At 43.8% G+C, this 17,238-nt stretch carries 9 protein-coding genes; 8 read left to right on the plus strand and 1 reads right to left on the minus strand.

Annotation, left to right across the window (positions count from 1 at the left end):
- Positions 1 to 60 precede the first annotated feature (60 nt).
- Positions 61 to 861, minus strand: a complete 801-nt coding sequence (locus ACE38W_RS16515) for a helix-turn-helix domain-containing protein (protein WP_375832354.1) — start codon at positions 859 to 861, stop codon at positions 61 to 63.
- 423 nt (positions 862 to 1,284) lie between these two features.
- Between ACE38W_RS16515 and ACE38W_RS16520 the strand changes: the two genes are divergently transcribed.
- From ACE38W_RS16520 to ACE38W_RS16555, 8 genes are all read left to right on the plus strand, one after another.
- Positions 1,285 to 1,677, plus strand: a complete 393-nt coding sequence (locus ACE38W_RS16520) for a hypothetical protein (protein WP_375832355.1) — start codon at positions 1,285 to 1,287, stop codon at positions 1,675 to 1,677.
- Positions 1,678 to 1,704: 27 nt separating this feature from the next.
- Entirely contained in the window at positions 1,705 to 2,052 is a 348-nt protein-coding gene (locus tag ACE38W_RS16525) for a M57 family metalloprotease (RefSeq protein ID WP_375832356.1), read from the plus strand.
- A 537-nt stretch (positions 2,053 to 2,589) separates the two neighbouring features.
- A complete protein-coding gene (locus ACE38W_RS16530; RefSeq protein WP_375832357.1) occupies positions 2,590 to 3,012 on the plus strand; it encodes a PepSY-like domain-containing protein in 423 nt (140 codons plus the stop codon).
- Positions 3,013 to 3,059: 47 nt separating this feature from the next.
- Positions 3,060 to 4,301 carry a TolC family protein gene (locus ACE38W_RS16535; protein ID WP_375832358.1) on the plus strand — a complete coding sequence of 414 codons (1,242 nt, stop codon included), beginning with the start codon at positions 3,060 to 3,062 and terminating at the stop codon, positions 4,299 to 4,301.
- A gap of 8 nt (positions 4,302 to 4,309) precedes the next feature.
- Positions 4,310 to 5,239: an efflux RND transporter periplasmic adaptor subunit gene (locus ACE38W_RS16540; RefSeq protein ID WP_375832359.1), complete on the plus strand. Its 930-nt coding sequence runs from the start codon at positions 4,310 to 4,312 to the stop codon at positions 5,237 to 5,239.
- The gene (locus tag ACE38W_RS16545) at positions 5,236 to 8,289 is read left to right on the plus strand and encodes an efflux RND transporter permease subunit (RefSeq protein ID WP_375832360.1); all 3,054 of its coding nucleotides are present in this window, start codon (positions 5,236 to 5,238) and stop codon (positions 8,287 to 8,289) included. Before ACE38W_RS16540 ends, ACE38W_RS16545 begins: the two co-directional genes overlap by 4 nt.
- A gap of 1,841 nt (positions 8,290 to 10,130) precedes the next feature.
- Entirely contained in the window at positions 10,131 to 12,254 is a 2,124-nt protein-coding gene (locus ACE38W_RS16550; protein WP_375832361.1) for an AMP-binding protein, read from the plus strand.
- 2 nt (positions 12,255 to 12,256) lie between these two features.
- A complete protein-coding gene (locus ACE38W_RS16555) occupies positions 12,257 to 17,200 on the plus strand; it encodes an aminotransferase class III-fold pyridoxal phosphate-dependent enzyme (protein WP_375832362.1) in 4,944 nt (1,647 codons plus the stop codon).
- Positions 17,201 to 17,238: the final 38 nt, after the last annotated feature.

The raw sequence follows: 17,238 nt of genomic DNA on the forward strand, positions 1-17,238 counted from the left end.
GAATGATGGCTCAAAACTATCTTAACGGAAAAAAGGAAAATTGAACAAACCCGACATTTTTTAAGACAACCATTCCGGAAAATTTAATACTTGTTCATTTGCTTGTTGCGAGAACTGCTTCGGTGTAGTGCCCGTAAACGATTTAAAATCACGGATAAAATGTGCCTGGTCAGCATAAGAATGCTGATGGGCTATATTAGTGTAAGATGTGAACTTACGGCCACGAATGTGGTCCAGAGCTGCCTGAAAGCGGCAAATACGAAAGTATAACTTTGGAGGTATGCCTATATTCGTTTTAAACAACCTTTGCAGCGAACGTTCTGTAATGTTAAGTTCTGTCTGAATTCTATATAAGCCATCGTCATTGTTTATATTCAAATTGGCTACTGCATATGAAGCGTATATATTATCACGATGCTTATTTTTTGTAATCAACTGTGAGATGAAATCGGAGATAATAGTAATTCTTTTATTTAAACATCTCTCTTCCAGCAACTGCACCGTTAAGTTATTTTTTACAACATCATTTAAATGAAAATAGCTATCTGTTAACTCATTAGCATCAATTCCGAAAATTGATTTAATGGCATTGGTCTGAAAACATACGATAAGGTTGCAATAGCTATCGCTGACTGTCTTTTGCGAATTGGAACTTGTCAGACCATGCAGATAAAGTGGGGGTAACTTTTCATTATTGATATTCGTAAAACAGGTGGTTTCCTGAAATACCAGGCCAGGGTTAGCGTCTGCAATTATCTTAAATGTTTTTATTTGATCACAACTGCCGTTACTTTCCAGTAAACCGAAATGTCGTATGTATGGTCGCAACTTCGCAGCTGGTTGTATTTGTGTATATTTCATCCTCTTGCATTTGGCGTAATAAACTGAACTGCCGGCAAATAATTAAGAAAGGACACTGCTTATTTTTGCGGAAATACCTGCTTAAGCTTTTTTTAATGGTAAAAATATTTATGTGACCCTTACAAAAATATAAATTTAGTATGAATTAGCTGATTTTTGCCAATTTACGTAAATCGTACAATAAGTTCGAGCTTTGTATCATAGGGATCACCAACAACTTGTAAACCTCACGTATGGCGGGTTTTGTTTTAGTTGAACGTTTAATATGATTCCTTTTGTGTAACCCCACTTTTTCTCCAATACTTAATATAAAAGTTGAACCATTACACTACAGAATCTAAACTGCCATTAAATTACCAGTCATAGGTATTAGTTTTAGTTAGTAATTCAAACTTTATTACTTAACCTAAAAATCTGTCTAGCATGAAACACTCTAATGTATTTTACATTAGCGCAATCGTATGTATTGCCTCCTTAACCCTCCTCTTCTCCTCCTGCTCCAAGAAAGACACGGCATTGAACGACCCATCAAAAGTCCCTACAGTAGAAGAAATGACGAGCTATCTGGCCAATCAGGGATTTGACCAAAAGCATATTGTCTTCGAAAAAGATCGTGTTATTATCGAAGGCGACATTATTATCACCATTTCTGACCTTAAACAACGCCTTGCGGACGCGAAAGTAGGGCCGAAAACAGAACAACGGCGCGGAACTTACATTGTTGGTAATGCTTATAATACCAACATCAAATTTTACCTGGAGCCTGGCATTCCTACTGTCTGGAGAACGGCCATAGAAGGTGCGGTGAACAATTGAAACGCTGTGAATGGCACCCGTTTGGGAATGTCTATTGTATCCTCGGCGGCAAGCGCCAATACCCGGGTTTTTATGGGTTATGAAGATGCCAACTGGATCGCGAGAGCGTATCTGCCTGGATCAGACACCAAACCAGGGGTAACTGTGGAAATTAATTCCAAGTATAATACGCTTTCTGCTACGCAGCAGCTATTTGCCATCACGCACGAATTTGGTCATACAATAGGCTTCCACCACACCAACCAGACTAACGGTACATTAATACCCGGAACGCCGACTTCAGATCCTAACTCCGTGATGAATTCAACTGTGCTGCCATGGAATGGATTTACAACATGGGATATCCGTGCTACACAGATATTATATCCGCAATAGGTAGAAGCATAGGGCGATTTGGAGCGAACAACTTATCCTAATAATATGGGGGGACCAACTACTCCCCATATCAATTTTATATGCATTACCCTTTCAAAAACGCCACCATCGGCCATTGTGTTAAACTGTCTTTTAGATGGCGGTTAACCCTGGTTCCTGCTGTAACTTAACGATGTATCAAAATCGTGTATGCGTGATTGTTGGATTTTCAAGTATATAGTGCCAGCTGGTAGCGTGAGAAAAAAATATGTAGATAAAAAAATCAGAATTCTGTCGCTAATATTTGAAAATGATTCAATTATCGATACATTCAGAAAGAAATATCATCTTCCCTTTATGCCGAGACATGCAAATTTTTCATCCCTGGTACTTGGCTCTTAATCTAAACTCGTATGAATACGCCCGATAGAAGTGAGCGTATATGCTGATCTTGTACAAACAACGTGTCCTGGCATATTAGTTATTTAAATGAAAGAGTTTATAAGCTACAGAAAGTAACCAGAATTCCCTTCTAACTTTATTTTAAATTCTCAGACCATGAAAATTTATGTTTTATTGGGATGCATGATGATCGGCACTTCCGCATTCGCACAAAAAATTAGTGAGGACAAAGTACCTTCACCTGTTAAAGCCGCTCTGGCAAAGAAATTTCCTGCTGCCACAGGGATTAAGTGGGAAATGGAGAAAGGGAACTATGAGGCGGGCTTTAAAGTGAACAATCAGCATACATCTGCTGTATTTGATATGAAAGGTGGCTGGATGGAAACAGAAACAGCTGCGCCTGTTGCCGCACTGCCTAAGGACGCAACGGCATATATTGCCAGTCACTATAAAGGTGCCAAAGTAAAAGAAACCGCTAAAATTGTGAAATCGAACGGTGTAGTGAATTACGAAGCGGAAATTAACGGTAAAGATGTTATATTCGATGACAAAGGAAATTTCCTGAGAGAGGAAAAGTGATGACCCGCTAACGATATCCTTCAGTAGCAGATTCAAACCAATGTTCAATGAAGCAGCTACGCATTTCACTATTGCTTATTTTCTTTTTCATTACTACATATGCCCAAGAGAAAGATCTACATTATTATCTAGACCAGGGCAAACAAAATAGTCCGCTGCTGAAGGATTACCAGAATCAGGTAAAAGCGGCGCAAATAGATAGTATGCGCCTGCGAGGCGCTTACGGGCCACAAGTGAATGGAATAAGTAATAATACCTATGCACCAGTCATTCATGGCTACGGATACGACAACGCCATAACCAATGGTGGTCAGGTAACTGCGCTCGTAACCGCCACCAAAGAGTTGAACGGAAAGAAGAACCTGAATAATCAACTATATGGCATCGACTTGCAAAATCAAGGCCTTCGCATCACTGCCAGAATTTCAGAACAGGACTTGAAAAAAAATATTGTAGCGCAGTATATCATCACCTATGGCGATTGGGAACAATACTGTTTTAACAATAGTGTATTACAGCTGCTGAGAGAAGAAGAAGTGATCCTGAAAAAGCTTACCCAAACAGGCACCTACCGTCAGACAGATTACCTTACCTTTCTCGTAACCCTGCAACAGCAGGAACTTTTACTAAAACAACTGCGCGCCCAGTATCAGAATAACTTCGGACAACTGAATTATCTTTGTGGCATAATAGATACTGCCTTTACTCCCATAGTAGATCCTGCATTACGTATTGATCACCTTCCCTCCCTTGAGAATACTGTGTTTTACCGTCAGTTTGAAATAGACAGTCTGAAGCTCCGAAATACAGATGCCGCCATTGATTTGTCTTACCGGCTCAGAATAAATCTGTATACTGATGGAGGTTTCAATTCTACATTAGCCCTGGACCCCTACAAGAATTTTGGCGTCAGCACTGGTATAAGCCTGGCGATCCCCATTTATGATGGTAAGCAACGAAAACTACAACATAACAAGGTGGCAATTTCTGAAGAGACAAGAAAGAACTACCAGGAGTTTTTTTCCCACCAGTATTATCAACAGATACAACAGCTTTTGCAGCAACTGGCTTCTACATTTGAGCTCATTGAGCAAGCCACCAAACAAATTCATTATGCCGATGGCCTGATGCAGGCCAATAAGGCGTTATTGGTGCATGGTGACGTGAGAATAGCAGATTATGTGATTGCCATCAATAACTATCTGAATGCTAAAAATATTATCACGCAAAATATTGTGTATAAATATCAGTTGATTAACCAGATTAATTACTGGAACAGCGCTAATTGATATCAAGTATGAAATTATTATATCTGCTCACTTTTGCATGGATACTCCTAACAGCTGCCTGCAATCAAAGTGTTCCTGCTTCCGAAGAACAGGCCGCATCAATAGGTACGCCTGTTACAGTTGCCTCTCCTGAAAGAGGCACAATGGAAGATGCTGTGGAACTGAATGCTACCGCTGCTTTTTTGTTGAAAACAAATGTAAAAGCCGTTGCCAATGGCTTCCTGCAAACATCCAACATAAAAATAGGTCAGCATGTAAGCCGGGGACAAGTGCTGTTCCTGCTGAAAACAAAAGAAGCTGAGAATTTAGGAAACACCATCAATAAGCTGGATTCTTCTTTCCGGTTTACGGGTATTATTCCTATTAAGGCTACCGGTAACGGCTATATTACTCAGCTGACCACACAGGCAGGTACCTATGTGCAGGATGGTGAGCAACTGGCGACTATTTCAGATGATAACAGCTTTGCTTTTATTTTGAATTTGCCCTATGAACTGACTTCGCTGATACCCGCCAACCACAAGGTAAACGTGGCTTTACCAGATGGGCAGCAACTGCCTGGAGTAATGGAAGCTCCGCTGCCTACCGTGGATTCGATTGCACAGACACAGAATTATGTGATCAGGGTTGCCCCTGGTAAACTGATTCCTGAAAACCTGATTGCAAAAGTTCGACTTGTTAAATCAATTAAAGCGAATACCATGTATGTTCCCAAAGAATCGGTACTTTCCAATGAATCTCAAAGCGAGTATTGGATTATGAAAATGAAAAACAATACCACCGCCATAAAAGTAACCATTCAGAAAGGACTAGAAAACGGCAATAAGGTCGAAGTATTATCTCCGCCACTAACTACAGAAGATAAAGTGCTCACCAGCGGTAACTATGGGCTTTCCGACACCGCCACTGTCACCATCGTTAACAAGCAGCCGGTATGAAACATTTCTTGGTAGCATATAAGAATCCGGTAACGGTGCTGCTTGTGATTATTATCGCAGGAGGATTGTTTGCCTACGGAAAGATACAATCGGCTCTTTTTCCAGAAATTACTTTCCCCAAAATAAAGGTCATTGCAGATGCTGGTCAACAGCCCGTCAATAAAATGATGATCACCGTCACCCGACCGCTGGAGCTGGCAATAAAGCAAGTGCCAGATCTGAAAATGATCCGCAGCACTACCAGCAGGGGTAGCTGCGAAATCTCCGCCTTCATGGATTGGCAGGCCGATATTAACATCAGCCAGCAACGCATTGAATCGAAGATAGGGGAAATTAAAAATGCATTGCCACCAGATGTCCAGATCAAAGTGGAAAGAATGAATCCTTCCATATTGCCGGTAAGCGGTTACGCTATAGAAAGCCATAATCGATCACCCATCGATCTGAAATACCTAGCCACCTATATCATCAAGCCTTATTTATCACAAGTTGAAGGTGTTTCCGAAATCCGTATCATCGGAGGAAAAAACAAAGAATACTGGGTCCAGCTAGACATGCAGAAGATGAATACCTTTGGCATTACACCGGATCTGATCAGCAACGCATTGACCCAAACTAATTTTATTAAATCGAACGGCTACCTATCTGATTACCATCTACTGTATCTCACCGTTACCGATGCGCTGGTAGACACCAGAGAAAAACTAAATAACCTGGTGATCAGCAACAACGGAAGGAGGGTAGTGACGCTGGCTGATATTGCGGCTGTGGACATACAAGATGCAAAGGAATACATTAAAGTAAATGCCAATGGCAAAGACGGTATACTGGTGGCAGTGATCAAGCAGCCCAATGCCAATCTGGTAGACTTATCAGACCAAATGACGGCGAAGATGGCTGCTCTGAAAAAGATCCTGCCATCGGATGTGAAAATCATCCCGTATTATATACAGGCCGACTTTGTAAAGGAAGCGATTAAGAGTGTAACGGATAGTTTGTGGATTGGATTGCTGTTGGCCATCATAGTGGCAATTATTTTCCTTCGTTCATTGAAAGCCAGTACCACCATCCTGATCAGCATTCCTGTGACTTTACTATTGACGCTGACTGTATTATACGCTACCGGGCAAACCTTCAATATTATGACGTTGGGCGCTATTGCTGCGGCCATAGGGCTGATAATTGATGATGCCATTGTAGTGGTGGAGCAAATACACCGTACACATGAGGAACATCCCGACGAACCTACCACTGTACTTTTACCCAAAGCGATTAAATATCTGTTCCCCGCAATGGTGGGGTCTTCCCTTAGTACAATCGTTATCTTTCTGCCATTTCTGCTGATGACGGGAGTCGCCGGCGCTTACTTCAAAGTAATGACCAATACTATGGTCATTACGCTGGTATGTTCATTCTTTGTTACCTGGATAGGGTTGCCGGTGATTTATCTGTTGCTGACCAATCAGAAAAACGAACGTAAGTTGGCAAAACAGACGCATAAAGGGCATGATGTAAAAAAACAGCGCTGGGTGACCTGGTTCATTACCCGGCCGTGGATTAGTATCGTGTTCATTGTTACACTGATCCTAGCGATCTTACTTATTGTACCACGTCTGGAAACCGGTTTTTTACCCGAAATGGACGAAGGTAGTATCGTGCTGGATTATAGTTCTCCGCCAGGCACTTCTCTCGAAGAAACAGATCGGATGCTGCAGCAGGTAGAAAAGATTATCACCAGTATTCCTGAAGTATCCGCCTATTCCAGGCGTACTGGTACTCAGATGGGATTCTTTATAACGGAGCCCAATAGAGGAGATTATCTGATACAGTTGAAGAAAGACCGGAAGAAGAGCACCAATGAGGTTATAGACGTCATCCGCAAGCAGGTGGAGGCCACGCAACCGGCACTACGCATCGATTTCGGGCAAGTGATAGGTGATATGCTTGGGGATCTGATGACCTCCGTGCAGCCTGTTGAAATAAAGATTTTTGGGAACGACCAGGAACGGCTGAAGGATTTGTCCAGGCAGGTAGCAGCGGTGGTGAGCAAGGTACCTGGCACCGCAGATGTATTTGATGGCATTGTGATAGCAGGCCCTTCTATCAGTATGGAAGTCAACAGCCGCCTGCTGGCGCAATATGGTATTACCCCTGCCAACTTGCAGTTTCAGTTGCAAACAGCGCTGGAGGGTAATGTAGCTGGCGCGGTATTCGAAAAAGAGCAGTTATCACCCATACGGCTTGTGTATCCCGGTAGTCGCATGCTAAGTGTATCAGCAATTAATCAGTTACAGATATTCTTGCCAGACGGGAAGCTACGGCCACTAACGGACCTGGCCACCCTCCATTTCAATAGTGGAGAGGCTGAAATAACACGGGAAAACTTGCAGTCGATGGGGATTGTCAGCGCACGACTGGATAACCGTGATCTGGGGACTGTTATGCGTGAAATCAGGCATCAGGTAGGAAAAGAGATATCGTTACCTCAGGGCTATAGCATTGCATACGGAGGTGCCTATGCAGATCAGCAACAATCCTTCAGCGAGTTGTTACTGATCCTGATTACGGCCAGTCTACTGGTATTTGGTGTTATACTTTTTCTTTACAGAGATTTCGTAGATGCAGTGATCATTCTGTTGGTAGCCATTTTGGGTATTAGCGGCAGCTACATTGCGCTTTATTTCACCCATACACCACTAAATGTTGGTAGTTATACAGGGCTTATTATGATAGTAGGAATTATTGGAGAGAATTCCATTTTTACTTTCTTACAGTTTAAAGAATCCATGCGCAATACCCAAGAGGCGGATGAGGCGATTGTATACGCAATCTCCACCCGCCTAAGACCAAAATTAATGACAGCCCTTGGCGCCATCATTGCTCTGATGCCCATTGCACTCGGGATTGGTGCGGGCGCACAGTTGCATCAGCCCCTTGCCATTGCTGTGATAGGTGGTTTCATACTAGCATTGCCGTTATTGCTGATTGTGTTGCCTAGCTTGATGCGTTGGCGGTATCATCGAAAAAGCAGGAATCAGATGTTGAATTAATTTTTTTTAAAGAACTATTGAGTGGTATTTTGATACAGATCAGTCAATCTAAATAAAATTTAAAAAGCAATAATTGCATATGCTCATGGCAATTTAAAAATCAATCGGTTGTTTTTGAATATGCTTTTAGTTGAAATATTTCATTATTAATATTCTTAACCATTACTAAAAAGGGAGAATAGCTTTTTTTAAAAAAAACTATTCTCCCTTTTTAGTAGATAGAGCGTTTAAGCTGTTACCCTATCTATTGTTAAATTCTGATGGATAGGTCTCACTTTAGTTATATGCATGTTGCTTAAATATTGACCAAATTTTTTTACGCAAATCTTTAATAGATCGTTCACTCTGGTCCATCAATGGTGCATGGAATTTCAGAATATTCTTTGCATATGCTTAAAGATGTTGGATTGTCTGCATGAGTGGTTTGATGTCCTGTTTCCGAAGCTTTTTGAATGAGTAGTCCTAATTAATTGATACCTCTTTTGCAGAAATATACGCTTGTTGTTTCTTTGCAATCTAATTGCAGTAAAAATATGCACATTTTATTTGCTGGTTAGTATGCCTGACTTGAGTAGTTGTAATAAATGTAAAACATACCCCCATTATCGTACATGCCTTGCAGTTAGTTAAATGAATTTCACTGAAATTTTAGAACAGCTGCGGAGAGATAACACTAAATTAATGTTGGATACTGAAACGCTTTACTGCATTGTTTTAGCAGTTGTTATTCCGGTATCCTTTGCCAGAGAAGTTTAGTATGAGTATAGTAAAAGTTAGTATTGCTGATAGAAATGTATGTGATCTAAAATTCTAAATTGAAATTAATGTTAATCGAAGCTCGGAAATTTGGTTATGTCGTTCATTTTATTTTATTTTACGATCATTATTCGATGCGCACGGTATGCAAAGAATAATAAGTATATTTAATGACCTTCTGACTCGTTGGTTAATCCACCATAACTCAAAGTAGACCATGCCCCCAAGTGCTGATAGTCAGTAGCGTTTAAGACCCGCAGCTAAATAGTTAAAACAGGATCTACTGTCTGTTCCCGTTTTTTATTATTCACTGTTCGTTGGATGTTGTTACAGTATTTCACGGCAATACTGGAATAGCAGCTAATTTTTCTGACTTTTTTAGTTACTAAAGTTGAAAGTTATGAAACCCTTATGTTGTTGTATTCAATTGAGAGCGTACTGAAAGATTACCAGAATCCATTATGATGGCATGTTTCGGAGCATCCGCCTAAGCTCTGTACAGCCAATGGTTCGTTGTTGCAATAGTATACTATCACTATTGTCAACTGTCATGTCCTTTTTATTTAGCTAATAAACTGTCACAGATTACTTGTCACATGCAAGCCTAGCCTGCATAGAGTAACCTGTTGTTTTTATTATAAGCCAAAGGATAGCCGACGGGGTAAAGTACGTCCCTTTTATGAAATGTATGATTGCTGAAATACTATTAATTGCGATGAGACCTTTATTAAAATATAGAATGAAACGGATCGAGTTACGAACGCCCGATAGTAAATGGACGTTAACCAGTGCCCACAGTATTGTTGACCGATGTCCGGGCAAATTGAGTGATTAAATTTTCAATTTGTAAATGTTGAGCTGATCGTTCGCCGGGAACCCGGTGTTGGTGGAACATTGCCGGTTTCCCTCCCCAGCGGACGTGTGCTATAACCTGCCGCATTTACCGGTGTGGCCGGGAGGTGCTTGCTAAAACGCGTGCAGTTTTATTACCGTGAATAAAACTCGTACCGTTTTAGCCCTGCATCCTTTTGCCTCCATCAGCCAATAATTACACCTAAAATATTTACAATAAAAGTTATTACTCTATGAAGAGTTCTTTACACACCCTTACTTGTATTACACTCATCGAAATGTTGCTCAGACTGCAGCATGAAAACGAAAAAGGGATCACCTTCATTAAAAGCGGAGAACAGGAAATCTTTGTGTCTTACCCGCAGCTCATCAAGAAAGCCAAACATTGTCTGTATTACCTGCAAACAGTTGTAGGTATACAAGCTGGCGATGAACTCATTATCCAGGAAGAAGACAATGAACTGCTGCTGACGGCCTTCTGGGCCTGCATCCTGGGTGGTATTATCCCCGTTCCTGTGTCTACCGGAACAAAAAATGAGCATAAACTGAAATTGCTCAAAATCCGGGATACGCTGAAAAATCCATACCTTTTTGCAGGAGAAGAACACGTACAGCGCCTAACTTCCTACATCCAGAGTGAAACCCCGGATATAGATGTGCCTGCCCTGTTATCAAAAGTTATCTATTCCGGAACAGACTTCAACCTGTTCCCGGATACCGCCGTTCTGCATTCAGCTTCACCGGACGATCTGGCATTCATACAGTACTCCTCCGGCTCAACCGGTTCTCCCAAAGGCGTGATGCTCACACATCGCAACCTTTTCTATAATACAATTGATCTCGCAGAAAAAATGCAACTGGGACCTGCTGATGTAAAACTCAGCTGGATGCCACTGACGCACGATATGGGCATGATCTGTTTTCACCTCACCGCCGTTCAGGCGGGATGCAGGCAGTGTCTCATGCCAACACCACTGTTTATCAGAAGGCCGCTCCTCTGGATGGAATCTGCCAATCGCCATAAGGCAACCATCTCGTATTCACCCAATTTCGGATACGAGTATTTCATGGAAGCGATGGATAATAAACCGGTAGGCAACTGGGATCTTTCTGCCTTGCGCATGATCGTTAACGGTGCAGAGCCTATCTCGGCTGATGTATGCCATCGTTTTGCAGCAAAACTGAAACCTCAGGGCTTGTCGCACCTCGCAATTTCTCCTGGCTATGGTATGGCCGAGGCCTCCGTATGTGTTACGCTGAGCGCCGCAGATGCACCTGTAAACGAGCATTTCTTCCAAAGAGATACTCTTCGTATAGCCGACAACGTGATAGAGGAAAGCGACGCTTCTTCTCAAACAGTTGGATTTGTTGAGTGCGGAACAACGGCCCGGCATTGCCAGGTAAGAGTTTGCGGAGAAAAAGATGAGATACTGGCACCCGGTATGATCGGACATATTCAAATCAGCGGCTTGAATGTTACTGCTGGTTATTACCGGAATGAAGAAGCCACAAAAGCGCTGCTAACGAATGATGGCTGGGTACGTACCGGCGACCTTGGATTGATTCATCCAAACGGTCAGCTGATTATCACCGGCAGGCATAAAAATATGATCATCCTGCAGGGTAATAATTATTACCACCATGATATAGAACGACTCCTCTTTGGTATCCCTGGCATTGCTGCCGGAAAAGTAGTGGCCTGCGGCATTCCGGGCGATAGCCACGAACGCGAACGCCTGGTGATATTCGTATTATTTAAAGGAGCGCCAGCAACATTTGCTGATACAGAAGAAGGAGTAGTATCCACGCTCAGTGATGCACTAGGTATTGTTCCTGATATAGTCGTACCCGTTAGGGAAATTCCTAAAACCACCAGCGGCAAAATTCAACACTTCGAAATATTGCAACGTTACCGCCGTGGCGAATTTGATGAGGTGTTAAAAACCCTGAAGTCCTTATCCGCAGAACGCTTCCTGGACCAATGGAAACAGGAACAACCTGCAGCCAGACTCCAAAAAATTGAAAACTGGTTACAGTTAACAGTAGCCGCGCTGCTGAAAATATCTCCCGAAGAAACTGATCTGATGCAACCACTGGTAGATCAGGGGATGAAATCATTACACGGCGTACAACTCAGAAATCTGCTGGAACGCAGGTTGAATATGGACCTCGCCATCGGCGTATTATATAAATACCCCTCTATAGACAAACTCGCCGGCTTTATTCATAACAGCCTATTTCCAACTACCGTGATCACACGAGCTGAAAGTACCCCACCACAAGCCAATAATGGGCTGCTGGAAAAAGTAGCCGCATTATCTGATGAACAAATTGCATTACTCCTTAATGAAAATTGATTATGAAGACAAGGGATGAAAAATTAGCGGAATTAAGCCCGCTTCAGAAAGCCTACCTCCGGATGGAGGAATATAAAGCCCGCCTGCAACAGCTGGAAGAGAAGGGTGTTAGTCGTATAGACGTTGCAGTAATTGGGATCGCCTTGCGTTTTCCTCAGGCTGATACACCGGCTGCCTACTGGAATAACCTCCTGGCCGGCCGTGATCATATTAGTACTTTTCCAGCCCAAAGAAGTGAAGATATAGCAGCATATATGCGTGCTGCAGGTAAACCGGTACCTTCCAACTACCGCGAAGCGGCATACCTGAGTCAAATCGACGAATTCGATCATCGTTTTTTCAAGTTCAAACATAAAGAGGCAGCGCTGATGCATCCATTGCAACGCCTGCTGCTGCAAACGTCTTGGCAGGCCATGGAAGATGCTGGGTACCTGAATACACCGGCCACACAAAATACCGGTGTATACCTGGGAGTCTCTGGCGACATTACCTACGGCCAATATATGGATATGATTACTGCCAGCGATCAGGGGGAACTCAGTTCCAATGCACTCACTGGCAACAATAACGCTATCACTTCCAGCCGTATTTCTTATTTCCTGGATCTGAAAGGCCCGGCCATTACCATTGATACTGCCTGTTCTTCCTCACTGGTGGCTATTCATCAGGCTTGTCGTGCGCTCATGAACGGCGACTGCGAGATGGCGCTTGCTGGCGGTGGACGATTATACCTGGTACCGGAAACGGGTCAGTATGAAGTAGGTTTCGAATCTCCAACTTCACGTACCAAAGCTTTTGACGCCACCGCCGACGGTGCAGGTGTGGGAGAAGGCGTTGCCGTGATTTTGTTGAAACCCCTTCATAAAGCAGTTGCAGATGGTGACCGTATTCATGCTGTCATTAAAGGCAGTGCTGTCAACCAGGATGGTACTTCTGCAGGTATCACCGCGCCTAACCTGGCAGCCCAGGAAGCGGTACTGAAAAGTGCATGGGAAGCTGCCAATGTAGATCCGGCCAGTATTTCATTTATCGAAACACATGGTACAGGTACCGCACTCGGTGATCCAATCGAATTCCAGGCGCTTACAGATGCCTTTGGCCCGCAGGCCGCTAAAAACAGTTGTGCCCTCGGCGCCGTGAAAAGCAATATTGGACATCTGTTTGAAGCTGCCGGTATAGCAAGCCTCGTAAAATGTATCCTGGCATTGCAGCACCGTACGATCCCCGCTGTTATTAACTATACTTCTCCTAATCCGGAAATCAACCTTGTTGATTCGTTCTTTTATATCAATACAGAAGCTATCGGTTGGAATCCGCCTGCCAGCGTAGGCATTCGACGCTGTGGTGTGAGCTCTTTTGGTATCAGCGGCACCAACGCCCATGTTATACTGGAAGAATACATCGCACCTCAAACTGCTACCAACGGTAAACCGAAAGCAGATAATTTCTTGTTTACACTTTCGGCAGATAGTAGTGAAGACTTGCAGGTACTGGCCAGTGCCTATATTTCCTGGCTGCAGGACAAATCGGCTAACGACCTGGAAAATATTTGCTACGCCAGTAATATCGCCCGCGGACACTATTCCTGGCGTATAGCTTTCGTGACAGACAGCATTGCTCATTTAACGGATTCACTGAAGAAAGCAGCAGCAATGCAAACACAGGCTGTCCGCAGATTCCAGGTAGACCCAACTGACAGTTCCCTGCAGGAACTAGCTGATTTGTACCTGGAAGGCGGCATAATTGCCTGGGATAACCTGTATAAAAATACCGCTGCGAAAAAGATTGCCCTGCCTCCATATCCGCTGAATGCAGTACGTTGCTGGCCAGTATTCACCAGGGTGGCTGCTCCTGCTTCTGTAGCGGCGGCAGTATCAGCTATAACGGTATCGTATACACGTGATCAGATATATGCAGCACTGCGTATCATGATTGCAAAAGATACTGACCTGAAGCCGGAAGATATAGGTGAGGATGCAGATTTCATGCACCTGGGACTGGATTCCCTTATTATCATGCAACTGATTCAGGGTATTCGTAAGGAGTGGAAACTGCAACTGGAAATGTCGCAGTTTTATGAAAAACTGAATACGCTTAGTTCTCTGACTGATTATCTGCTGGAGAATATTAGTGGATCAGCAGTAGCTGAAACCGCACCAGTAGCCACTATTGCCGTTCCTGCGGTACAAGCCGGCGCTGCGCCTGCACAGATCAATTATTTTGTTCCATATAAAGAAGTACAGAAGAAGTCTGATCATAACCTCTCACCACAGCAATTGCAACACCTGCAGCAGCTGTCGGCCCGTATCAATAAACGCACTGCGAAATCGAAAGACAGTACCCAGGCATACCGTCAGGTATTGGCCAACAACAGGAATGTAGCAGGTTTCAGACCTGAGCTGAAAGAAATTACCTATCAGATCATAGCCGAAAGTGGTAGTGGTGCAAACATCCAGGATATAGATGGGAATCGTTATGTAGATCTCACGATGGGTTTCGGTGTTAACCTCCTTGGCTATAATCCGGAGTTTATCCATGCAACACTATTGGCAGAAATGATGAATGGCTTCCCGGTTGGTCCAATGGTGGATACTGCGGGAAAGGTAGCCAGTTTGATTACGGAGATGACAGGAGTGGAGAGGGTTGCGTTTTACAATTCCGGCTCAGAAGCGGTAATGGTAGCACTCAGGTTGGCAAGGGCTACTACCGGCAGAAGCAGGGTGGTGTTGTTTAAAGGTTCCTATCACGGCACATTTGATGGTGTGCTGGCACTGGCCAATGCGCTGGACCCAGCTACCTCTATTCCACTGGCGCCGGGCATTGCGGAAAATTACGTGAGCAATATTACTGTGCTGGACTATGGCACACCGGCATCTCTGGAGTTTATCAAAACACATGCACATGAACTGGCTGCTGTACTGGTAGAACCGGTACAAAGCCGTAAACCTGATATCCAGCCTCATGATTTCCTGCATGCGGTAAGAGAGATTACTGCGGCAGCAGGAACGGCCATGATTATGGATGAAGTGATCACTGGTTTTAGAATTCACCAAGGTGGCGCCCAGGCCTGGTTCGGCATTAAAGCTGACCTGGTAACCTATGGTAAAATTGTAGGTGGTGGTATGCCGATTGGTGTAGTTGCTGGTACTTCCAGGTTCCTGGATGCTGTAGATGGAGGTACGTGGAAGTTTGGAGATGATTCTTTCCCTGATAAAACCACGACGTTTGTGGCGGGCACGTTTAACCAGCATCCGCTCACTATGCGTGCGGCGCTGAGTATTCTTACCTACCTGAAACAGGAAGGACCACAGCTGCAGGAAAGACTGAACGCCCGCACTGCACAATTGGTCATCCGATTAAATAATTATCTCAGCGAAAAACGTATACCCATTTCCGTTGTTCACTTCGGATCTCTTTTCCGCTTCGTGCTGAAAGGGAACTGGGAACTGTTTTTCCAGCACCTGCTGGCAAATGGTGTGTATGTCTGGGAAGGACGCAATTGCTTCCTCTCCACGGCTCATACGGACGAACAGGTGGAATATGTTTACAATGCGGTCATCCGCAGCGTTACCGAAATGCTGGAAGGCGGCTGGGTAACTGTAGAGCAACCTGCAGCAACCACACAACTGATTCCATTTACAGAAGAACAAGAGCAATTATATGCGTTGGCGGCAGCCGACCTCCAGGCATCCAGTGCCTTCAATGAAAATCAGGTAGCCGACCTTCGTGGCCCCCTGGATAAAAAAGCGCTGCGGGATGCGGTAAGTATCGTTGTAAACAGACACCAGGCACTCAGGACGATTAGTCTTACCGAAAAAGGAATGCTGGTGGCTTCTGCTACAGAAGTTCCTTTTGAAGAAACAACGATTGAAAGTCTGAAAAACAGCGGTCTTACAATTGAAGAGTGGATGAGTGAAAAAGGGAAAGAGCCTTTCCACCTGGACCGTGGGCCATTTATTCGCTTCCTGCTGTTGGAACATTCACCAGAACATCATCGACTACTGATGACAGCTCATCACATTGTAGCGGATGGCTGGTCTATTGAATTGATCTGGAGTGAAACAGGTATCGCCTACTCTTCCATTACAGGCAAAGAGCCAGTATCATTGCCTGCATCTACGCCTATTACTGCTTTTAATAAATGGCAATTGCAGATGCAGCAAGAACAGGCTGCAATGAATAATCAATTCTGGAAATCAGCATTTGAAAAAGATTATCCTGCTATTGAATTGCCAGCCGATCGTTTGGGTGCGACTACTACCGCCAAACCTGGAGATAGTTTTACTATCACCATAGAAGCCACGCTGCGTAAGCAACTGCTGGCCTTTGCACAGCAAGAGAAACTAACCTTGTTCCATATTCTGTTGGGCGCATATAATCTGCTTCTACATCGGTTAGCCGGACAGGATGCCTTTGTGATTGGCATTCCATCCGCAGGCCAGGCGCAGATGGGAGAAAATTGTCTGGTAGGACAATGTGTAAGTATGCTGCCTTATCACAGTCTGTATACGCCTGAAACCCCGCTGCGAGATTATCTGCTGGGAATACGTACTGGCTTGTCAGATATCATCCGTCATCAGCATTGCTCCTTTATTTCATTGTTGCAGGATACCAACCTGGTACCACCACGTATCGCCACTGAAATCGATATGAATAGCGTGAAAAACCGTTTCCGTTTCCGCAATCTTGAAGTAGCGGTAACCTTCCCGCCGGTACAATCTGTAAAATATGATTTGAGTATAAGCCTGATAGAAATGGATGAACAGCTATTAGCAGGTTTCTACTTTAACACTGCTTTGTTTAACAGAAGCACTGTAGAAAACTGGGCAGCCTGCTATACCACGCTGTTGGCGGATATCGTAGCCAGTCCTGAAAAAACTGCAGGCGAATTGATGATCAATAGTGAGGAAAGCGTGAAGGTATTTGATGCCTGGAACAACTTATAAATGATCTGGACAAGCTAGCCTTGTCCGCAACGCTATAT

This window comes from Chitinophaga sp. Hz27 (assembly GCF_042263525.1).
Classification (GTDB): Bacteria; Bacteroidota; Bacteroidia; order Chitinophagales; family Chitinophagaceae; genus Chitinophaga.